The 19,788-nt window shown below is 74.4% G+C and carries 22 protein-coding genes; 9 read left to right on the forward strand and 13 right to left on the reverse strand.

Annotated elements, in window-relative coordinates; translation table 11 throughout:
- Positions 1 to 63: 63 nt before the first annotated feature.
- Positions 64 to 501: an N-acetyltransferase family protein gene (locus tag AC1WTP_RS29470; protein WP_481652506.1), complete on the reverse strand. Its 438-nt coding sequence runs from the start codon at positions 499 to 501 to the stop codon at positions 64 to 66.
- Between the two features lie 171 nt (positions 502 to 672).
- Between AC1WTP_RS29470 and AC1WTP_RS29475 the strand changes: the two genes are divergently transcribed.
- Positions 673 to 1,206 (forward strand): GNAT family N-acetyltransferase, encoded by a 534-nt coding sequence (locus AC1WTP_RS29475; protein WP_481652507.1) that lies wholly within the window; start codon positions 673 to 675, stop codon positions 1,204 to 1,206.
- A gap of 13 nt (positions 1,207 to 1,219) precedes the next feature.
- Here AC1WTP_RS29475 and AC1WTP_RS29480 read toward each other — a convergent pair whose 3' ends face one another.
- The 6 genes from AC1WTP_RS29480 to AC1WTP_RS29505 form a co-directional block, all read right to left on the reverse strand.
- The gene (locus AC1WTP_RS29480) at positions 1,220 to 1,477 is read right to left on the reverse strand and encodes a UBP-type zinc finger domain-containing protein (protein WP_447140530.1); all 258 of its coding nucleotides are present in this window, start codon (positions 1,475 to 1,477) and stop codon (positions 1,220 to 1,222) included.
- The gene (locus AC1WTP_RS29485; protein ID WP_481652508.1) at positions 1,474 to 3,051 is read right to left on the reverse strand and encodes a Na+/H+ antiporter; all 1,578 of its coding nucleotides are present in this window, start codon (positions 3,049 to 3,051) and stop codon (positions 1,474 to 1,476) included. The genes AC1WTP_RS29480 and AC1WTP_RS29485 overlap by 4 nt, the downstream gene beginning before the upstream one ends.
- A 37-nt stretch (positions 3,052 to 3,088) precedes the next feature.
- The gene (locus tag AC1WTP_RS29490; protein ID WP_481652509.1) at positions 3,089 to 4,054 is read right to left on the reverse strand and encodes a TIGR03885 family FMN-dependent LLM class oxidoreductase; all 966 of its coding nucleotides are present in this window, start codon (positions 4,052 to 4,054) and stop codon (positions 3,089 to 3,091) included.
- A gap of 81 nt (positions 4,055 to 4,135) precedes the next feature.
- A complete protein-coding gene (locus AC1WTP_RS29495; RefSeq protein ID WP_481652510.1) occupies positions 4,136 to 5,554 on the reverse strand; it encodes an NADP-dependent succinic semialdehyde dehydrogenase in 1,419 nt (472 codons plus the stop codon).
- A 12-nt stretch (positions 5,555 to 5,566) separates the two neighbouring features.
- A complete protein-coding gene (locus AC1WTP_RS29500; protein WP_447140534.1) occupies positions 5,567 to 5,830 on the reverse strand; it encodes a DUF6343 family protein in 264 nt (87 codons plus the stop codon).
- A 113-nt stretch (positions 5,831 to 5,943) separates the two neighbouring features.
- Positions 5,944 to 6,762 carry an NmrA family NAD(P)-binding protein gene (locus AC1WTP_RS29505; protein ID WP_481652511.1) on the reverse strand — a complete coding sequence of 273 codons (819 nt, stop codon included), beginning with the start codon at positions 6,760 to 6,762 and terminating at the stop codon, positions 5,944 to 5,946.
- A 174-nt stretch (positions 6,763 to 6,936) separates the two neighbouring features.
- On the opposite strand from AC1WTP_RS29505, the gene AC1WTP_RS29510 reads away from it, so the two are divergent.
- Together AC1WTP_RS29510 and AC1WTP_RS29515 are read left to right on the forward strand one after the other, a co-directional pair.
- Positions 6,937 to 7,545: an antibiotic biosynthesis monooxygenase gene (locus tag AC1WTP_RS29510; protein ID WP_481652512.1), complete on the forward strand. Its 609-nt coding sequence runs from the start codon at positions 6,937 to 6,939 to the stop codon at positions 7,543 to 7,545.
- A 134-nt stretch (positions 7,546 to 7,679) separates the two neighbouring features.
- Complete coding sequence (locus AC1WTP_RS29515) at positions 7,680 to 8,519, forward strand: GDSL-type esterase/lipase family protein (protein WP_481652513.1); 840 nt, start codon at positions 7,680 to 7,682, stop codon at positions 8,517 to 8,519.
- A gap of 68 nt (positions 8,520 to 8,587) precedes the next feature.
- Here the strand turns inward: AC1WTP_RS29515 and AC1WTP_RS29520 are convergent, their stop codons facing one another.
- The 3 genes from AC1WTP_RS29520 to AC1WTP_RS29530 form a co-directional block, all read right to left on the reverse strand.
- Positions 8,588 to 9,334, reverse strand: a complete 747-nt coding sequence (locus AC1WTP_RS29520) for an EcsC family protein (RefSeq protein WP_481652514.1) — start codon at positions 9,332 to 9,334, stop codon at positions 8,588 to 8,590.
- 39 nt (positions 9,335 to 9,373) lie between these two features.
- Complete coding sequence (locus AC1WTP_RS29525) at positions 9,374 to 9,517, reverse strand: hypothetical protein (RefSeq protein ID WP_481652515.1); 144 nt, start codon at positions 9,515 to 9,517, stop codon at positions 9,374 to 9,376.
- 104 nt (positions 9,518 to 9,621) lie between these two features.
- The gene (locus AC1WTP_RS29530; RefSeq protein WP_481652516.1) at positions 9,622 to 10,458 is read right to left on the reverse strand and encodes a peptidase M23; all 837 of its coding nucleotides are present in this window, start codon (positions 10,456 to 10,458) and stop codon (positions 9,622 to 9,624) included.
- Between the two features lie 420 nt (positions 10,459 to 10,878).
- Between AC1WTP_RS29530 and AC1WTP_RS29535 the strand changes: the two genes are divergently transcribed.
- From AC1WTP_RS29535 to AC1WTP_RS29545, 3 genes are all read left to right on the forward strand, one after another.
- Positions 10,879 to 11,799, forward strand: coding sequence for a proteasome assembly chaperone family protein (locus tag AC1WTP_RS29535; protein WP_481652517.1), 921 nt, complete (start codon positions 10,879 to 10,881; stop codon positions 11,797 to 11,799).
- Between the two features lie 107 nt (positions 11,800 to 11,906).
- A complete protein-coding gene (locus tag AC1WTP_RS29540; RefSeq protein WP_481652518.1) occupies positions 11,907 to 12,704 on the forward strand; it encodes an exodeoxyribonuclease III in 798 nt (265 codons plus the stop codon).
- Between the two features lie 31 nt (positions 12,705 to 12,735).
- Positions 12,736 to 13,047 carry an antibiotic biosynthesis monooxygenase family protein gene (locus AC1WTP_RS29545; protein ID WP_481652519.1) on the forward strand — a complete coding sequence of 104 codons (312 nt, stop codon included), beginning with the start codon at positions 12,736 to 12,738 and terminating at the stop codon, positions 13,045 to 13,047.
- A gap of 108 nt (positions 13,048 to 13,155) precedes the next feature.
- On the opposite strand, the gene AC1WTP_RS29550 is transcribed toward AC1WTP_RS29545, so the two are convergent.
- Entirely contained in the window at positions 13,156 to 13,815 is a 660-nt protein-coding gene (locus tag AC1WTP_RS29550) for a class F sortase (protein WP_481652520.1), read from the reverse strand.
- Positions 13,816 to 13,826: 11 nt separating this feature from the next.
- Positions 13,827 to 14,375: a hypothetical protein gene (locus AC1WTP_RS29555; protein ID WP_481652527.1), complete on the reverse strand. Its 549-nt coding sequence runs from the start codon at positions 14,373 to 14,375 to the stop codon at positions 13,827 to 13,829.
- A gap of 132 nt (positions 14,376 to 14,507) precedes the next feature.
- On the opposite strand from AC1WTP_RS29555, the gene trmB reads away from it, so the two are divergent.
- Both trmB and AC1WTP_RS29565 read left to right on the forward strand, forming a co-directional pair.
- Positions 14,508 to 15,221, forward strand: coding sequence for a tRNA (guanosine(46)-N7)-methyltransferase TrmB (trmB, locus tag AC1WTP_RS29560; protein WP_481652521.1), 714 nt, complete (start codon positions 14,508 to 14,510; stop codon positions 15,219 to 15,221).
- 139 nt (positions 15,222 to 15,360) lie between these two features.
- Positions 15,361 to 17,874, forward strand: coding sequence for a DEAD/DEAH box helicase (locus AC1WTP_RS29565; RefSeq protein WP_481652522.1), 2,514 nt, complete (start codon positions 15,361 to 15,363; stop codon positions 17,872 to 17,874).
- Between the two features lie 28 nt (positions 17,875 to 17,902).
- On the opposite strand, the gene AC1WTP_RS29570 is transcribed toward AC1WTP_RS29565, so the two are convergent.
- Positions 17,903 to 18,946, reverse strand: coding sequence for a P1 family peptidase (locus AC1WTP_RS29570; protein WP_481652523.1), 1,044 nt, complete (start codon positions 18,944 to 18,946; stop codon positions 17,903 to 17,905).
- A 268-nt stretch (positions 18,947 to 19,214) separates the two neighbouring features.
- Here AC1WTP_RS29570 and AC1WTP_RS29575 point away from each other — a divergent pair.
- Positions 19,215 to 19,788 (forward strand): DUF998 domain-containing protein (locus AC1WTP_RS29575; RefSeq protein WP_481652524.1); only part of this gene is annotated, 574 nt, incomplete at its 3' end.

Consider the following 19,788-nt stretch of genomic DNA (forward strand, 5'->3'; position numbering starts at 1 on the left):
CACTGCCGGGACGTGGTGGCCTCCGGTCGGAGGTCACCACGTCGGTGGGGCCCTGGTGACGCGTCAGCCGAGCGGCAGGGTCTTGCTGAACGCCTGCTCGGTCTTGACCTCCCGGTAGCCGCGCCCCCGGTAGAAGCCGTGCGCCGCGAGCCGCTCGCTGCCGGAGAGCACCCGCACGGTGTGGACGCCCTCCTGGAGCGCCCACCGCTCGGCGGCGGCGACCAGGGCGCTGCCCACGCCCCGGCCGTGCTGGTCGGCGGCGACCACGAGCCCGGCGATCTCCATCCGGTCGCCGTGCAGCACGCTCGTCGTCCGGCAGGCGTGCAACCAGCCGAGCATCCGGTCGGGGTCGGCGGCGACCAGCACGACGTGCCCCGGCGGCAACCCGGCCACGCGCCGCCCGACGTCCTCCCCCTCGACCTGGTAACCCAGCTCGCCGGCGAGCCGGGCGATCACCGGCCCGTCCTCGGGCCGCGCCCGCCGCACCGCCACGTCGCGCATCCACCCACTCCTTCCGCACGGCCATGATCACCGTTGCGCCCGCCGGGCACCCTACCCGCGGACCGGCCCCAGGGTCGAGCAATGGTCGGGTCGTGCCGTGCGGCGACCCGGTGCCCGGGCAGGACGCGGGCCAAGGCCATCGACCGGCGCCGCTGTAGCAGCATGGCGGTCATGACCGACCAGCGGAGCCTGACCCTGCGCCCCGGCGGGCCGGCGGACGCGCCGGCCGTGCTGCGGCTGCTCGACGACGCCACCGCCTGGCTGGTGGCCCGGGGCCGGACCGGCCAGTGGGGCACCGAGCCGGCCTCGACCGATCCCCGGCGCGTCGCGCAGGCCGACGCCTGGGCCACCGGCGGCGGGCTGTGGCTGGCCGTCCTCGGCGAGCAGCCGGTGGGCGCACTGGTGGTGGGCGCCGCCACCGAGTACGTGCCACCGGCCACCGAGCCCGAGCTGTACGTCAACCTGCTGGTCACCGACCGGGCGCACGCCGGGCTGGGGATCGGCGGCCGGCTGCTGGCGCACGCCGCGGAGCTGGCCCGCGAGCGCGGACTGGGCCTGCTCCGGGTGGACTGCTACGCCGGTGGGGACGGCGCCCTGGTCCGCTGGTACGCCCGGCAGGGCTTCACGCCCACCGACCCGTTCACCGTGCGCCGTCCCGGCCGTCCGCCCTGGCCCGGCCAGGTGCTCGCCCGCCGGCTCGACTGACCGGCCGCGACGCTCAGCCGATCTCCTCGTCGACGAAGCACCAGCGCCAGGACTCCCCCGGCTGGACCGAGCGCATCACCGGGTGCCCGCTCTGCTCGAAGTGGGTCGTCGCGTGCCGCAGCGGCGAGGAGTCGCAGCAGCCCACGTGCCCGCAGGTCAGGCAGGCGCGCAGGTGCACCCAGTCGGGGTTGCCGACGGCGACGCAGTCCGGGCAGACCTCGGTGGTCGACGGCTCGGCGGTGCCCGCCTCGGTCAGGTGCGTACAGCTCACCTTTCTCCCACCTCCCGGCCCAGCAACGACTCCTCCAGGTCCAGGTCTCGATAGGCCCGCACCAGCACCTCCTCCGGGATCCGGCCGGTGTCCCGGGCGGCCCGGAACACCTCCCGCTCGGCGTCGATCATCTCCTGCCGCAGTCGACCGTACGCCTGCGACGGGGTCTCCCGCGCGGTGCCGCCCAACCGCTCCCAGGCCATGTTGGTCCGGTCGTCGAGCAGCCGGCGCAGCCGCTCGACGACCGGAGCGGGCGCGGTGTCGGCGAGCGCGTCCAGGCGTGCCCGGGCGGCCCGGCTGGCCTGCTGCTGCACGCCGGCAGCGGAGAGCGCCTCCTGCACCGGGTCGTCCGGCGGCAGCTTCAGCCGGCGGGCCACCATGGGCAGGGTGGCGCCCTGACCGACCAGCGTCACCACGATCACCGCGAAGGCCAGCCAGATGAAGAGCGCCCGGGGGTAGGGCTCGTCGCCGGCCACGGTGAGCGGCAGGGCGAGCGCGGCGGCCAGGGTCACCACCCCGCGCATCCCGGCCCAGCCGATCACGATCGGGTAGCCCACCGACTTCGCGGCCCCCCGCTGCCGGACCCGGGGCACCAGCCGGGCCAGATAGGTGGCCGGGAAGAGCCAGACGAACCGGGTCAGGAAGACAGTGGCCAGCACCGCCGCGGTGACCGCGACCAGGAAGCCGACCGGCTCGTCCAGGTCGCGCAGCACCTCCGGCAGCTGCAACCCGACCAGCAGGAAGACCAACCCCTCCAGCAGGAACCGGACCAGCCGCCAGACCGCGCCGACCTGGAGCCGGGACGCCGCCGACATCAGCCGCGGCAGCTGGTGGCCGAGCGCCAGCCCGGTCACCACCACCGCGACCACGCCGGAGGCGTGGATCGTCTCGGCGACGAAGACCACCGCGAACGGGATGATCAGCGACAGCGCGTTGTCCAGCAGCGGGTCGCTGATCCGCTTGTGCAGGAACCCGAAGAGCACCGCGCCGAGCGCACCGACCAGCACCCCACCGCCGGCGGAGCGGAGCACCTCCAGCCCCACCTCGGGGACGCCGACCGCCGCGCCGACGGCGGCCAGCGTGCCGACCCGCAACAGCACCAGCGCGGTGGCGTCGTTGAGCAGGCTCTCCCCCTCCAGGAGGGTCACCACCCGGCGGGGCAGCCCGATCCGCCGGGCCACCGCGGTGGCGGCGACCGCGTCCGGCGGCGCGACCACCCCGCCGAGGGCCAGGCAGACCGCGAACGGCGCCGCCGGCACCATCAGGTGGACGACCAGCCCGACCGCGAACGCCGTGAAGATCACCAGCCCGACGGCGAGCAGCAGGATCGGTCGCAGGTTGAGCCGGAACGCCGGCACCGACGTCTCGAGCGCCGCGACGTAGAGCAGCGGCGGCAGGATGCCGACCAGGACCAGTTCCGGGTCGAGCCGCACCTGCGGCAGACCCGGCACGTAGGAGAGCGCGAGGCCGACCACCACCAGCACGATCGGCGCGAGGAGGCCCAGCTTGCGGGCCAGCGCCGCGCCGAGGGTCGCGATCGCGAGGAAGACGACGACCTCGAACAGTGGCTCCATGGGGTACGAGCCTAGGGCCGCCCACCCCTCGGGAGGATCATCGGGCGGTGCGCAGCTTCGGCAGCACCTCGGCGCCGAACGTGTCGACGAAGGCGCGCTGCTCCTGCCCGACGTGGTGCAGGGCGATCTGGTCGAAGCCGAGCGCCAGGTACTCCTCCAGCCAGCCGACGTGCCGGCCCAGGTCGGCGGAGACGTTGACCACCTGCGCCACCTTCGCCATCGGCACGTCCGCGGAGATCGCGTCGAAGTGCTCGGCGGTCTCCAGGTCCCAGCAGACCGGCGGGGCGAAGACGTTGCTGCGCCACTGGTCGTACGCGACCCGCTCGGCCTCGGCCTGCTCCGGTGCCCAGCTCACGTGCACCTGCAGGTGCAGCGGGCCACGGCCGCCGGCCTCCCGGTAGGCGTCGATCATCTGCCGTAGGTGCGGCACCGGCGCGTTGACGGTGATCAGCCCGTCGGCCCACTCGGCGCACCAGCGGGCGGTGGCCACGCTCACCGCCGCGCCGATCAGCGCCGGCGGCTGCTCGGGCCGGGTCCACAGCCGCGCCCGGTCCACCCGGACCAGGCCGTCGTGGCTGACCTCCTCGCCGGCCAGCAGCGCCCGGATCACGTCGACGCACTCGCGCAGTCGGGCGTTGCGGACGTCCTTGCGCGGCCAGCCGTCGCCGGTGATGTGCTCGTTGCTCGCCTCGCCGGTGCCCAGCGCGGCCCAGAACCGGCCGGGGTACATCGCGGCCAGGGTGCCGATCGCCTGGGCGATGATGGCCGGGTGGTAGCGCTGGCCGGGCGCGTTGACCACGCCGAACGGCAGGGTGGTGGCCTGCAGCGCCGCACCGAGCCAGGACCAGGCGAAGCCGGACTGGCCCTGCCGGGCGCTCCACGGCGAGAAGTGGTCCGAGCACATGGCGGCGTCGAAGCCGGCCCGCTCCGCGTGGATCACCGCGTCCAGCAGCGCGCGGGGATGGATCTGTTCGTGGGACGCGTGGAAGCCGAACACCGTCATGACGTCGTTCCGTACCCAGCCACGGGTCCGGCCAAGCTCCCCCGGCCGGATCACCGGAGGCGGACCGCGCCGCGGCGGCGGCTACTCCGCGTGCGCGCCGGCGGGTCCGGCCGAGCCGGCGCCCTCGCCACCCACCCAGACCGTCTTGGTGTTGCAGAACTCGCGCATCCCCAGCGCCGACAGCTCCCGGCCGTAGCCGGAGTTCTTCACCCCGCCGAACGGCAACTCGGGGAAGGACGTGGTCATCCCGTTGACGAAGACGTTGCCGGCGTCCAGATCGGTGGCGAACCGTTCCTGCTCGTCCGGGTCCCGGGTCCAGGCGTTCGAGCCCAGCCCGAAGTTGGTCCCGTTGGCCACCTCGATCGCCTCGTCGTAGGACGACACCCGGAAGAGGCCGGCAACCGGGCCGAACACCTCCTCGCGCCACATCCGCATCTCCGGGGTCAGGTCGGTGACCACGGTCGGCGGGTAGTACCAGCCCGGCCCGGCCGGCGGCTCGCCGCCGCAGAGCACCGTCGCGCCCCGGTCGACGGCGTCCCGGACCTGGGCGTGGATCTCGTCCCGGCCGCCCTCGCTGGCCAGCGGCCCGACATCGGTGCGGTCGTCCATCGGGTCGCCGACGCGCAGCGCGGACATGTTCGCGGCGAACCGTTCGGCGAACGCGTCGAAGACGTCGGTGTGCACGATGAAGCGCTTCGCGGCGATGCAGGACTGCCCGTTGTTCTGGCAGCGGGCGGTGGTGGCCACCTCGGCGGCCCGGTCCAGGTCGGCGGAGGGCATCACCACGAACGGGTCGCTGCCGCCGAGCTCCAGCACGGTCTTCTTCAGCTCCCGGCCGGCGATCTGGCCGATCGAGCGGCCGGCGCGCTCGCTGCCGGTCAGCGTCGCGGCGCGGACCCGGGGATCGCTGAGGATCCGGTCGACGGCGTCCGAGCCGACCAGCAGGGTGGTGAACGCGCCCTCGGGGAAACCGGCGCGGCGGAACAGGTCCTCCATCAGCAGCGCGGTCTGCGGCACGTTGGAGGCGTGCTTGAGCAGGCCGGTGTTGCCGGCCATCAGCGCCGGGGCGGCGAACCGCATCACCTGCCAGAGCGGGAAGTTCCACGGCATCACGGCCAGCACCGGCCCGATCGGCTGGTAGCGGACGAACGCCCGGGTCGCCTTGACCGCCGGGGCGTCGGCCGGCTCGTCGGCGAGGAAGGCGGCGGCGTTGGCGGCGTAGAACCGGCAGGCGGTGGCGCACTTCGTCACCTCGGCCCTGGCCGCCGCGTACGTCTTGCCCATCTCGGTGGTCATCAGCCGGGCCGTCGCGTCCCGCTCCGCCTCCAGCAGGTCCGCCGCCGCGGTCAGCCACCGACCCCGCGTCTCGATCATCGTGCCGCGCAGCTGCCGGAAGGCCAGGTCGGCCCGCTCGATGGCGGCGTCGACCTCCTCGTCGGACATCGCCTCGAACGTCTTGAGCAGCTGCCCGGTGGCGGGGTTGGTGGTGGCGATGGGCATCTCGTACTCCTGTCACTCGAAGAGTGAGTGCCGCACGCCCGGCTCCTCCCGGCGGCGGGCGGCGCGACGGCGCTGGATGATGACCATGTCGACGACGGCGACCACCGCGAAGACCACGCAGAGGACGCCCAGCCAGACCAGGTCGGCCCGGAACGCCAGCACGGCGAAGACGGCCATGGTCACCAGGCCGAAGCCGGCGAGCACGAGCCGGAGGTTCAACGCGCTGTAGGCGTGACCGACCGTGCCACGGGCGCGTCGGGGCTGCGCTCTCGTCATTCCTCCGACCTACCCCGGCAGCGGCGCGGCTAACCGACGGGACGGCCCGGCGCGCACCCGGGCGACTCCGGCGCCGCGCCGCCGAGAGAGGGTGCCGGTGCCCTGGCGCGGGCTCAGTCGCGCCAGGCGCCCCGGGCGGCCGCCTCCGCCGCGTACGCCTCGAAGTCCCGCGGCGGGCGCCCGGTGACCCGGAGCACGGTGTCGGTCGGCTCGGCGTCGCCGAGGTCGCGCAGCGCGGCGAACGCCGCGATCTCGGCCTCGGTCTGCTCGGCCGGTGCGCCGAACGACGCCATCACCGCCCGGTAGTCCGCCGCCGCGCCGAGGTGGCGCACCGGGCGGCCGGCGGCCCGGCCGATGATCTCGGTGGCCTCGGCGAACGACAGTGCCCGGGGCCCGGTGATCTCGTGCACCTGCCCGGCGTGCCCGTCCCCGGTGAGCGCCGCCACCGCGACCGCGGCGATGTCGTCGGCGTCCACGAACGCCTGCCGGGCCGGCCCGACCGGCACGGCCACCTCGCCGGCGAGCACCGCCTCCCGGAACACGCCCTCGTCGAAGTTCTGGTCGAACCAGTCCGCCCGCAGGATCGTCCACTCCGCGCCCGACTCGCGCACGCTGCGTTCGGCCGCCAGCAGCCGCTCGTCGCCCATCGCCTCGATCGCCCGGCTGGAGAGCAGCACGATCCGCCGCACGCCCTGCTCGACGGCGCGGCTGACGAAGGCCGGGTCGACCGGCAGCTCGTGCGGGGCCATCAGGTACACCCGGGAGACCCCGGAGAGGGCGGTGGACCAGGTCCGCGGCGCCGACCAGTCGAACCGGACCGGGCCGCCGCGCCCGGCGGCGCGGACGGGCCGGCCGGCGGCGCGCAGCCGGCGTACCACTCGACGCCCGGTGGTGCCGGTGGCGCCGAGCACGAGGATCTCGTCGTGCGTCATGCGCCGGGTCTACCATCCGGCACCGACGAAAACCGGCGGTGATCCGGCCGCCGGACCGGGTAACCAGGGCGGGCGGCCGTCGATCGGCGCCGGTCCTGCGGGGAGCCGGTGGGGTGCGTTACAGCCGTGCCTCGCGATCGGGGCGGCACCGCTCGGGCCGGGGAGGATGAGGGCATGACCACGACCCACGCGGCACCGGTGACGGTCGCCATGACCCGGCGCGTCGACCCCGCCCGCAGCAGCGAGATGGTGGCGTGGATGCGGGCCGGCACCGCGCTGGCCGAGGCGTTCCCGGGTTTCCTGGGTGCCGGCTGGGTGCAGACCGGGCCCGGGTCGCCGGAGTGGCACATGCTGTACCGCTTCGCCGACTCCGAGACGCTCCGCCGGTGGGAGGAGTCTCCGCAGCGGCGCTGGTGGCTGACCTCGGCGCAGGGCATCGTCGAGCACACCCGGGCCGAGCGGCGCACCGGCATCGAGGGCTGGTTCGACCCGCCCCGGGAGCGCAGCGTCGAGGAGTTGGCGGCCAGCGTCGAGCCGACCGTGTCGCCGTCGCCGCCACGCTGGAAGCAGGCGGTGGCCATCTGGCTGGCGTTCTTCCCGCTCAGCCTCGCCGCCACGCTGCTGACCGGCCGGTTCATCGCCGACGTGCCGGTGCCCGCGCGAGTGCTGCTGACGACGCTCTGCCTGACCCCGTTGATGACCTACCTGGTGCTGCCCCGGATCACCCGGGCGCTGCACTGGTGGTTGCACGGCCACCCGGCGCCGTGGCGTACCCGGCGCTGACCGCCGGGTCGATACCACCTGCGGGGCGAACGCGGCAACCGTCTGCCGCATACCCGACAGCAGCCGACCCCCGGCCATCGCCACACGCATAGAGTTACCAGGCTGTCGCTCTCCGCTGCCGGACTGGGGAAGCCATGCCTCGACGCTGGGTCGCCGCCGTCGCCTGCCTGCTGGCACTGGTCGCCCTCGCCTGCGAGGGGGGCCGGGCCGGGCCCGAGCCGACCCGGGCCCCGCCGGGGGCCGGCGGGATCGCGGCGCTCGGCGACTCGATCAGCACCGGCTTCGGCTCCTGCCTGGTGCTCACCTCCTGTGCGCGCAACTCCTGGTCGACCGGGGACGGGCTGCGGGTGGACAGCCACTACCGGCGGCTGCTGGACCGCGACCCGGGCATCCGGGGCCGGGCCTTCAACCACGCCCGGCCGGGAGCCCGCGCCGCGGCGCTGGCCGGCCAGGCCGAGGCGGCGGTACGCGACCGCCCGGACCGGGTCACCGTGCTGGTCGGGGCCAACGACGTGTGCCGGGGCGGGATCGAGGCGATGACCCCGGTGGCGCGGTTCCGCGCGGACGTCGACCGGGGGCTGCGGGTGCTGCGCACCGGCCGGCCGAAGGCGCGGGTGCTGGTGGTGAGCGTCCCGGACCTGCACCGGCTCTGGGAGGTGGGGCACACCGATCCGCGGGCGGTCCGGGCCTGGAACCGGGGCGTCTGCCCGGCGCTGCTGGCCGATCCCACCTCGCAGGACCCCGACGACCGGGCCCGGCGGGCCGCCGTCCGGGAGCGGATCGCGGCGTACAACGCCCAGCTCGCCGCGGCCTGCCGGGCGTACGGGTCGCGCTGCCGGTACGACGGCGGGGCGGTGCACCGGGTGCGGTTCGGCCTGGATCTGGTCAACCCGCTGGACTGGTTCCACCCGAACGCGGCCGGGCAGGGCCGGCTCGCCGAGGTCACCTGGGGGGCCTGGGGCCGGGCCGACTGACCGTCGCGGCCCGGCGCGGTGGGCGGCCGGGACGGTGGTCCGGCCCGGCCGGTCTTCGACGCGGCCGGTCAGGGCCGACGCGGCTCGGGTACGCCGGTGCGGTACTGGCGGTACAGGGCCTGGGACCGCTCGGCGAGATCCTTGGTGGCCGACGAGTTGGCCCAGGTGCCGAGGATGATCGCGGCGCCCGGCACCACCTTGGCGAAGACCCGCTTGGCGGCCCGCACCCCGGCCATCTGGGCCAGCCGTACGCCCAGCCGCAGCATCACCTTGCCGAGCGCGTGCTGCCCGCCGGAGCCGAACAGCGCACCGGCCCGCTCCCGGCCGGCGGCCACGCCCAGGGCCAGCCGGGCGCTCTCGGCGACCTTGTGCACACGCTGCAGCACCAGCAGGTCGGTGGCCCGGTCGGGGTGCACCGGGTCGACCCCGTACGCGGCGGCGATGTGCAGCACCATCCGGGCCTGGGTCCAGGCCAGCACACCGACGTCGAGCACCGCGCCGGGCAGGCCGGCCGCCCCGCTCACCGCGCCGGAGAGCCGGGCCCGGTTGACGAAGCGGCGGACCGCCTGGTCGGCCAGCGCCTCGGCGGGCGCCCCGGGCTGCTCGGCCCGCGCCCGTGCCGCCCACTGCGCCGCCTCGGGGCCGAGCCGGCGGACGGCCTCCAGGGCGAGGTGCTCCGGGGCGTAGTGCGGGTCCTCCCGCATCCGGTCCCAGAGCCGGGCCGGCGGCGCCTCCGGGGCGTCCTGCGGCGCGGCGGGCACCACCGGCTGCGGGGTGACGGGCAGCTGGCCGTCGCCGGGCGCGGAATCGGTCACGTCATCTCCCGAGGGGTCGGTGCGGGCGGAGACGGCGGATCAGCGGCGCTTCTGGAGCTTGGCCGCCAGGCCCCGGAGCTTCTGCTGGTTGGCCGGCTTGGCCAGCTCGCGGCGGCCCCGCTCGACCAGTTGCTGCCCTCTGGGTGAGCGCAGGAACGCGCTGATCCGTTGCATCAGAGCCATGACGTCCTCCTGTCGGTGGTGCCTCACTCATGTGTACCCCGTGCCGACAAGGTGCGAACCCCGGACCGCCGGATCCGCCACCGTCCACAGTGGTCGCGAGGAGACTACTTCCCGGCCGGGACGATGGCCGCGACGACCTTGCTCGCCCGCCACTCGTGCTTGGCGTAGTGCTCGGGGTAGGCGGAGACCTGCACGGCCTGGGCGGCGTCGGTCAGCCGCATCTGCTGCCAGCCGGGCACCTCCTCGAGCGCGGAGAGGAACTGCCGGGTGGCGAACTCGGGGTCCATCAGCTGACCGACCGGGCCCCAGCCGCTGCTCGGGCGCTGCTGGAACAGCCCGACCGAGTCGTGGTCCCAGCCGATGGCCTGGTGCGGGTAGTCCTGCGACTCGGGGAGCACGCCGCTGGCGTAGTTGTAGAGGTTGCTCTCCTGCATCGCGGTGGCCACCGCGATCACCAGCGCACGGCGGGGCATTCCCATCTTCCGGCCGGTCCGGACGATCGCCTCGGCGTTCTCCATCTGGGCCTCGGTGAGACCGGCGACCGGGGCCGGGTCGACCGGCTTCGGCTTGCGGGTGGGTCGGGGGCTGGTGTCCGGGTCGGTGGCCGGCGCGGCCGAGGTGGCGGGCGTCCGGTCCGCGTCCCGGGAGGGCCGGTCCTGCTCGGCCCGCTGGACGACCTCGGAGCGGGCGGTGAGCGGGGCGACCCGGGTCGCCGCGTCGGCGGCCTCCCCGTGGACCTGGGCGAAGGTGGCCAGGCCGAGGCAGCAGAGCACGCCGGTGGCGAGCGCCACCCGGGCCCGGACCGGTCCGTGCAGCAGGTTGCGGGCGTACGTGCCCGAGCTACGGAGAGCTGTCCACCGGTCGGATGAAGGGGTATCGTCCGAACGGTCGATCAGGTCACCGGGGGTGATCTGGTGGTCGAGGGTGCCGTCGTCACGCATCAACCGAGGCTAGGCAGGCCGAAACCCCGATCACGCACGGTGATCATGTGGCCCTCGTCACTGAATCGGCGTCCACGGCCGGACGAGCGGGGTGAGCCGGGCGACAGCCGGCACGCACCTCGCGGAACCGGCAGACCTCCGGATCGCCGCAAGGCCCGGCCGGAGGGCGGAAACCTCGCGATCGTCCGGCGATCACCCCATGATCCACCAACTCGCCCGTACAGCCGAAGGGCTATTCATCCGAACGGCCATCGCTGGCCGGCCGTGCGCCGAGATGGCCGGATACCGCCCGATCCCGCCCACCCGCCGGCCGCCCGACCGGCTCGGGAAGGAATGCATCAGGATGGCGGGTACGTTCCCCGAACCGGGTGCCGTCCGCGAACGGCGACCCGTACGCACATTCCAGGGAGGTCCGCACCGGTGCTCGACCCACACGAGCTCTACGAGCTCACCGACGATCTGCCCGACCTCGGTCAGCCGGTCCTGATCCAGGCCCTGACCGGCTTCGTCGACGCCGGCAACGCCACCCGGTTGGCCCGTGAGCAGCTGCTCACCTCGCTGGAGTCCCGCCCGGTCGCCCGGTTCGACGTCGACCAGGTCTTCGACTACCGCTCCCGCCGGCCGATGATGACCTTCGTCGAGGACCGCTGGGAGTCGTACGACACGCCGAAGCTGGAGCTGCACCTGCTCCACGACGACGACGAGACCCCCTTCCTGCTGCTCACCGGCCCCGAGCCGGACCTGCAGTGGGAGCGCTTCGTGGCGGCCGTCGCCGAGCTCTCCGCCCGGCTGGATGTCCGGCTCACCGTGGGGCTGAACTCGATCCCGATGGCCGTGCCGCACACCCGGCCCACCGGGGTCACCGCGCACGCCACCCGCCGTGACCTGATCGCCGGCTACGAGCCGTGGTTGCAGCGGGTGCAGGTGCCGGGCAGCGTCGGCCACCTGCTGGAGTACCGCCTCGGCGAGCAGGGCCGCGACGCGCTCGGCTTCGCCGCGCACGTGCCGCACTACGTGGCCCAGAGCGAGTACCCGGCCGCCGCCGAGGTGCTGCTCGCCTCGGTCTCCCGCAGCACCGGGCTGCTGCTGCCGCGCGACGGGCTGCGGTCCGCCGCCGAGGTGGTCCGGGTCGAGATCGACCGGCAGGTCGCCCAGACCGAGGACGCCGCCGCGCTGGTCCAGGCGCTGGAGGAGCAGTACGACGCGTTCGCCCGCGGTCGCGGCGAGAAGAACCTGCTCGCCGCCGAGACCGGCCCGCTGCCCACCGCCGACGAACTCGGCGCCGAGCTGGAACGGTTCCTGGCCGAGCAGACCCGCCCGGGCGACAACCCGACCGGCTGACCGGCACGGCTCGCGGCGCCCCGGGCGGGGCCGGAGCCGCCCGCGGCTCGCGACACCCCGGGGCGGCTGACCCGGCGGGCCGGCCGCCGATACGGCAGGCTGGTGCCATGCGCCTGGCGACCTGGAACGTGAACTCGGTGAAGGCCCGCCTGCCCCGGCTGCTGGAGTGGCTGGCCGGCACCGGCCCCGACGTGGTCTGCCTGCAGGAGACCAAGTGCCCCGACGGGGCCTTCCCGGTGGCCGAGGTGGGCGAGCTGGGTTACACCGTGGCCAGCCACAGCGACGGCCGGTGGAACGGGGTGGCCGTCCTGTCCCGGGTCGGCCTGTCCGACGTGACCGTCGGGTTCCCCGGCGAGCCGGGCTTCCCCGAGCCGGAGGCCCGGGCCATCTCGGCCACCTGCGACGGGCTGCGGGTCTGGTCGGTGTACGTGCCGAACGGCCGGTCGCCGGACGATCCGCACTACGCGTACAAGCTGGCCTGGTTCGCCGCGCTGCGGGACGCCCTGGAGACCGAGCTGACCGGGGCGCTGCCGCTGGCCGTCTGCGGCGACTTCAACGTCGCCCCGACCGACGCCGACGTCTGGGACCCGGCGCTGTTCCGGCACTCCACCCACGTCACCCCGGCCGAGCGGGCCGCCCTCGCGGAGCTGCGCGACCTCGGCCTCGCCGACATCGTGCCGACCCCGATGAAGGGGCCGCACCCCTTCACCTACTGGGACTACCGGGCCGGGATGTTCCACCAGAACAAGGGCATGCGGATCGACCTGGTGTACGCCTCGGCGCCGTTCGCCCGGGCGGTCCGCTCGGCGTACGTGGACCGGGAGGCGCGCAAGGGCAAGGGCCCCTCCGACCACGCTCCGATCGTGGTCGACGCCGATCTGGTGCCGGCCGTCGAGTCGTTCTGACCGGGGCCGGCCCGCTGGTTAGGGTGGCGGCATGGCAGTCGTGAAGATCAACGCGATCGAGGTGCCGGCCGGGGCCGGTCCCGAGCTGGAGAAGCGGTTCGCCGCCCGGGCCGGCGCGGTGGAGAACTCCCCCGGCTTCCTCGGCTTCGAGCTGCTCCGCCCGGTCGCCGGGGAGAGCCGCTACTTCGTCTACACCAAGTGGGAGTCCGAGGAGGCCTACCAGGCGTGGGCCGCCGGCCCCGCCCGCGCCGCCCACGCCCCCACCCCCGGTGAACCCCAACGCCCCCCGGTCGCCGCCGGCGCCACCCTCCTGGAGTTCGAGGTCATCCAACAGGTCCCCTGACCCACCCCGCTCCCCACCCCCGTTGATCATGAGGTTGACGGCGATGTCGATCTCGCGGCGTGCCGCCAACCTCATGATCAACAGGCCGGCCGGGAGAGGGACGCGGGATCAGGGGGTGCGGGAGGTGGTGAGGGAGGCGAAGGCGATGACGTTGTCGGTGTAGCCGGTACGGCCGCCGACGAACTCGCCACCGCAGGTGATCAGCCGCAGCCCGGGCGGGCCGTCGTCGCCGTAGATGCGGTCGGCCGGCAGCCGGTCCTTCGGGAACCGCTCCACCGAGTCGACGGTGAACACCACCACCGAGCGGTCGGCCCGGGTGACCTCGATCGTGTCGCCGGGGCGCAGCTTGCCCAGGTCGTAGAAGACCGACGGGCCGTCCCTGGTGTCCACGTGCCCGACGATGACCGCCGGGCCGGGCTCGCCCGGGGTCGGCCCGCGGTCGTACCAGCCGGTCTCGTGGTGCCGGCTCAGCGGGGGTACGCCGATCGAGCCGTCCCGGGCCTGGCCGACCGGTGCCACCGGCGCGGCGACCTTGATCGCGGGCACCGAGAGGCGCACCGGGCGGCTCGCCCGCAGACCGGCGGAATCGCTGCGGGTCGGCCGGTCCCCACTGGCGGCCGCCCAGTCCAGCGGGCCCACCGAACGGCCCAGCCCCGCCCCGGTGGCGAAGACACCGACCAGCACCAGCACCACGGCCACCGGGATCGACCACGGGCTGCGCCCGCCGGGCCGGCGGGAGGCCGGCGGCGAGGTGCGGACGGTGGTCACGACCGGAGCCCTCAGCGTCGGGCGGCGCCACGGACGGTACGGGGCCGGCGCAGCGCCAGCACCCACACGACCAGGCCGACCACGGTGAGCGCCAGCCCGCCGGGCAGCAGCAGGCCGCCGGTCATCCCGCCGGCGCCGCCGCCGAACCCGGTCGCCGGGCCGCGACTGGGCTTCACCGCCTTGACCACCTGGAGCATGGTCGAGGCGGTCTCGCCGTCCGGGCACTCCAGCTTGACCCGGTAGTTGCCGGGCCGGGTGCGCTCCCGGACCATCGGCGCCGCGGTCAGCAGCCCGCGTTGCGGCTGCACCTGCACCCGGCCGAAGGCGTCCGACACGACGATCGCGGGGATCGAATTGTCCCGGCAGCTGGCCCGGATGCCGACCAGGAAGCCGGGCTCGACGGTGCTCGGGCTCACCTCGACGAAGACGGTGGGGCCGGGGGTGGGCTGGGGCGCGGCCACCCGCGCGGCCGCGGCCTGGGCCGGGACGGCGGCGAGCAGCGGGCCGGCGAGCAGGGCCGCCGTCGACAGCGCCAGACCAGCGCGGGTCACTGACACGATGCCCCCTCCCGGCGCGCTGGGGCAGTGCCGGACAGCCGAGGCGCCCGGGCCTGCCGTGTGGGATGGATCCTCTCATCCCCGGTCGTACATCACATCCGATCCGGCGCGGCCGTCGCGTACGCTCGGGTCGCTGTGACCACCACCGACTCCGAACCCGCCACCGTCGCGCCGCCCGCGGCGCGGGCGATCCGTACCTTCCACCCGCGTCGCGGCCGGATGACCGACCGCCAGCGCGAGGCGCTGGAGCAGCTCTGGCCGGCGTACGGCCTGCGCGTGCCGGACGACGGCCGGGTGGCCGTCGACCCGGCCGAGGTGTTCGGGCGCCGGGCCCCGCTGGTGCTCGAGATCGGATCCGGCATGGGTGACGCCACCGCCGCGATGGCCGCTGCCGACCCGGATCGAGACTATCTGGCGGTCGAGGTGCACACGCCCGGAATCGCCAACCTGCTGGACCTGGTCCGCCGGCACGGGTTGGGCAACGTGCGGGTCGCCCAGGGCGACGCGTTGGAGCTGGTCCGGTCCCTGCCGGCCGGCGCGCTGGACGCGGTGCACGTCTTCTTCCCCGACCCGTGGCCGAAGGCCCGGCACCACAAGCGGCGGCTGATCCAGCCGGCGCACGTCGCGCTGCTGCGCTCCCGGCTGGCCCCGGGCGGCACCCTGCACTGCGCCACCGACTGGGCCGAGTACGCCGCGGCGATGCGGGAGACGCTGGACGCCGACCCGGAGCTGGTGAACGCCCACGACGGCTACGCGCCCCGCCCGGCGCACCGCCCGGTGACCAAGTTCGAGCGGCGGGCCCTCACCGCCGGTCGCCCGGTCTTCGACCTCGTCCACCGCCGCCGCTGACCCCCCGGGTCGACCGGGCCGGGCCGGTCCGCCCGAACCGCCGCCGAGTCCCGTCGGGCCGTTCCGCGACGGGCCCGGACCGGTCGCCGCGGAGCCCGGTTGGCGCGCGGGGCCATGATCCAGGCACCATGGACGCGCTATGACGCTCACCGCCGCGCTGCCGACAAGCGCCGACCCCGACACCCTCTACGACGCGTTCGCCGGCTGGGCGAAGGAGCGCGGCCTCGACCTCTACCCCCACCAGGAGGAGGCGGCCATCGAGATCGTCTCCGGCGCCAACGTGATCATGAACACCCCGACCGGCTCCGGCAAGAGCCTGGTCGCCGTCGCGGCGCACTTCGCGGCCCTGGCCGACGACCGGACGACCTTCTACACCGCGCCGATCAAGGCGCTGGTGTCGGAGAAGTTCTTCGCCCTCTGCGAGGTCTTCGGCGCCGACAACGTCGGCATGCTCACCGGCGACGCCAGCGTGAACGCCGACGCCCCGATCATCTGCTGCACCGCCGAGATCCTGGCCAACCTCGCGCTGCGCGAGGGCGACCGGGCCGACGTCGGCCAGGTGATCATGGACGAGTTCCACTTCTACGCCGAGCCGGACCGGGGCTGGGCCTGGCAGGTGCCGCTGATCGAGCTGCCGCAGGCCCAGTTCGTGCTGATGTCGGCCACCCTCGGCGACACCACCCGCTTCGTGGACGACCTGACCCGGCGCACCGGGCGGCCGACCGCCGTCGTCCGCTCCGCCGAGCGGCCGGTCCCGCTGCTCTTCTCGTACGCGATGACGCCGCTGCACGAGACCCTGGAGGAACTGCTGGAGACCAGGCAGGCCCCGGTGTACGTCGTGCACTTCACCCAGGCCGCCGCGCTGGAGCGGGCCCAGGCGCTGATGAGCGTCAACGTCTGCACCCGCGCCGAGAAGGACATGATCGCGAGCGCGATCGGAAACTTCCGGTTCACCTCCGGCTTCGGCAAGACGCTGTCCCGGCTGGTGCGGCACGGCATCGGCGTACACCACGCCGGCATGCTGCCGAAGTACCGCCGGCTGGTCGAGACCCTCGCCCAGGCCGGGCTGCTCAAGGTCATCTGCGGCACCGACACCCTCGGCGTGGGCATCAACGTGCCGATCCGCACCGTGCTCTTCACCGGCCTGAGCAAGTACGACGGGACGCGCACCCGGCTGCTCAAGGCCCGCGAGTTCCACCAGATCGCCGGCCGGGCCGGACGGGCCGGCTTCGACACCGTCGGCCGGGTCGTGGTGCAGGCCCCCGAGCACGTGATCGATAACGAGAAGGCCCTCGCCAAGGCCGGCGACGACCCGAAGAAGCGGCGCAAGGTCGTCAAGAAGAAGCCGCCGGAGGGCTCGATCGGCTGGGGCCAGCCCACCTTCGACCGCCTGGTGGCGGCCGAGCCCGAGCCGCTCACCTCCAGCTTCCAGGTCAGCCACTCGATGCTGCTGAACGTCATCGGGCGGCCCGGCGACGCGTTCGCCGCCATGCGGCACCTGCTCACCGACAACCACGAGGAGCGGGCCGCCCAGCGCCGGCACATCCGCCGGGCCATCGCCATCTACCGGGCACTGCGCGCCGGCGGGGTGGTCGAGGAACTGCCCGAGCCGGACGAGACCGGGCGGCGGGTCCGGCTCACCGTCGACCTCCAGCTCGACTTCGCGCTCAACCAGCCGCTGTCGCCGCTGGCCCTGGCCGCGATCGAGCTGCTGGACCGGGAGTCCCCGTCGTACGCCCTCGACGTGCTCTCGGTGATCGAGTCGATCCTCGACGACCCGCGCCAGGTGCTCTCCGCCCAGCAGTTCAAGGCCCGCGGCGAGGCGGTCGCCGCGATGAAGGCCGAGGGCATCGAGTACGAGGCCCGGCTGGAACTGCTCGACGAGGTGACCTGGCCCAAGCCCCTCGCGGAGCTGCTGGGGTCGGCGTACGAGATGTACCGGCAGGGCCACCCCTGGGTCGCCGACCACCAGCTCTCCCCCAAGTCCGTCGTCCGGGACATGTACGAGCGGGCTATGACCTTCACCGAGTACGTGCAGTACTACTCCCTCACCCGCTCCGAGGGCCTGGTGCTGCGCTACCTCGCCGACGCGTACAAGACGCTGCGGCAGACCGTGCCCGAGGACGCCAAGACCGAGGAGCTGGTCGACCTCATCGAGTGGCTCGGCGAACTGGTCCGGCAGGTCGACTCCAGCCTCATCGACGAGTGGGAGCGGCTGCGCAACCCCGCCGACGTGGCGGAGGTCGCCGAGGCGCACGCCGCCCTCGACGACCGGCCGCCCGCGGTCACCCGCAACGCCCGGGCGTTCCGGGTGCTGGTGCGCAACGCGCTGTTCCGCCGGGTCGAGCTGGCCGCCCTGCGCCGCTGGGACCTGCTCGGCGAACTCGACGCCGGCGACGGCTGGGACGCCGACGCGTGGGCGGACGCGCTGGAGCCGTACTTCGAGGCGTACGACTCGATCGGGGTGGGGCCGGACGCCCGCGGCCCCGCGCTGCTCATGATGGAGCAGGGCCGGGAGCGGTGGACCGTGCGGCAGATCCTGGACGACCCCGAGGGCGACCACGACTGGGGGATCAGCGCCGAGATCGACCTCGCCGCGTCGGACGAGGTGGGCGCGGCGGTCGTCCGGATCACCGCGGTCGGGCAGCTCTAGGTCGGCGTCCACGTGGGGCCGTCCCGGGTCAGGCCGGCGCCGCCAGCCGGCCGGCCGCCGAGAGCCGCCGGAGCACCGCCCCGTGTGGCACGGCGTGGCTGGTGCGACCGCCCACACCGGTGGTGGTGACGGCGGTGAAGAGCGAGTTGAGCAGCGCTTCCTCGACCGCGTCCAGGACGGCGGCGAAGACCGGGTTGATCTCCCCGTCGGGGATCGGCAACTCGTCCGGTCGCGCCGTGCTGAACGCGATGGCGTAGTCGCCGCTGGCGTTGCTGTAGGAGGCCCCGACCCGACCCATCGCGAAGACCGCCCGCCGGGCGAGGCGGCCGAGCTGTCGGGCGTCCAGCGGCACGTCGGTGGCCACCACGATCATGCACGAGTTGCCGGGTGGTTCGGCTCGGTCGGCGTCCGGGATCAGCTCGTCGGCCGGCAGCGGGACGCCGAGGGCGGTCAGCACTCCGCCGAAGTTGGACTGGACGAGGGCGCCGACCGTCGCCGGACGGTCGGCCACCCGTACCGTCCTGGACGAGGTGCCGATGCCGGCCTTGAAGCCCAGGGCCGTGGTGCCGGTGCCGGCCCCGACGCAGCCCTCCGCCGGCGGCCCGCCGGACGCCCCGGTGACCGCGGCGAGCACGTGTTCCTCGGTGACCGGGCGGCGGCGGATGTCCGACAGGTGGCCGTCGTTGGTCTCGCCCACCAGGGGGTTGAACGACAGGCCGTCCGGCCGGCGGTCCATCAGGTGGCCCAGCAGCGCGTCCGCGGCCCGGAACACGGACAGGGTGGCGGTCAGGACGACCGGCGACTCCAGTACGCCGAGTTCGTCCACCTGGGTCGAGCCGACCAGCTTCCCGTGGCCGTTCCCGGAGTAGACGGCGGCCGGCAGGGTCCACCGTCCGGGGCCGAGTTGGCTCGGCACGACGGCGGTGACCCCGGTGTGCAGGTCGGCGCCGTCGTCGATGGTGGTGTGCCCGACCAGGATCCCGGCGACGTCGGTGATCGCGTTGTACCGCCCGGTGGAGAGGGGTCCAACGACGATCCCGAGGTCACGGGCGCGGCGGCTGACCTGATTCATGCTGCTCCTGTCGTGGTCGCGGTGCGCGACCCCCAGGATTCTCGCCGAACCTCACCGGCGTCGAATTGCCCGGCGCGCTCCACGGTGGCCGGACCGGGCTCGCGTTGGCCGTCTGCTGTCAACCATGGTTGACAGCGCCGAGCCTGTCAACGTAAGTTGACAGGACTGACAGCGGACGGCGCATTGCCGGTCCGGCTGGCGGTCCCCCGCCAAGGGTCACGGCCCGGCAGCGCCGCCCTGTCGTCGACCGACCAGGAGGAGTCCCGCGATGAGCACCACCACCCTCATCCCCCCGGCCACACCCCCGGCGCCGGGCCCCAGCCGGACGACGAAGGCACTTCTGCGCTGCGGCGCCGTCGCCGGCCCACTGTTCGTCCTGGCGTTCCTGATCGAGGGCGCCACCCGCGACGGATACGACCCGTTGCGGCACCCGGTCAGCTCCCTGGCCCTCGGCGAGCACGGCTGGACCCAGACCGCCAACTTCCTGCTGTGCGGCCTGCTCACCCTGGCCTTCGCCATCGGGGTGCGGCGGGCGCTCCGGCCGGGCCGGGCGGCGACCTGGGGGCCGCTGCTGATCGGCGTCTGGGCGGTCGGCCTGCTCGGCGCGGGCGCGTTCGTCACCGACCCGGTCAGCGGCTACCCGCCCGGGACCCCGGACCTGCCGACCCACCACACCGTCTCCGGCGCGCTGCACGACGGGTTCGCCCTGTTCCGCACCGGGTTTGATGGAGACATCGAAACCTGGGAGGAACACCAGCGATGCCCGCACCGAAGAAGTACAACGATGAGCTGCGTGAGCGTGCGACTCGATTGGCGGTCGAGGCCCGTCGGGATCCGGTGTC

This window comes from Micromonospora sp. R311, assembly GCF_056780015.1.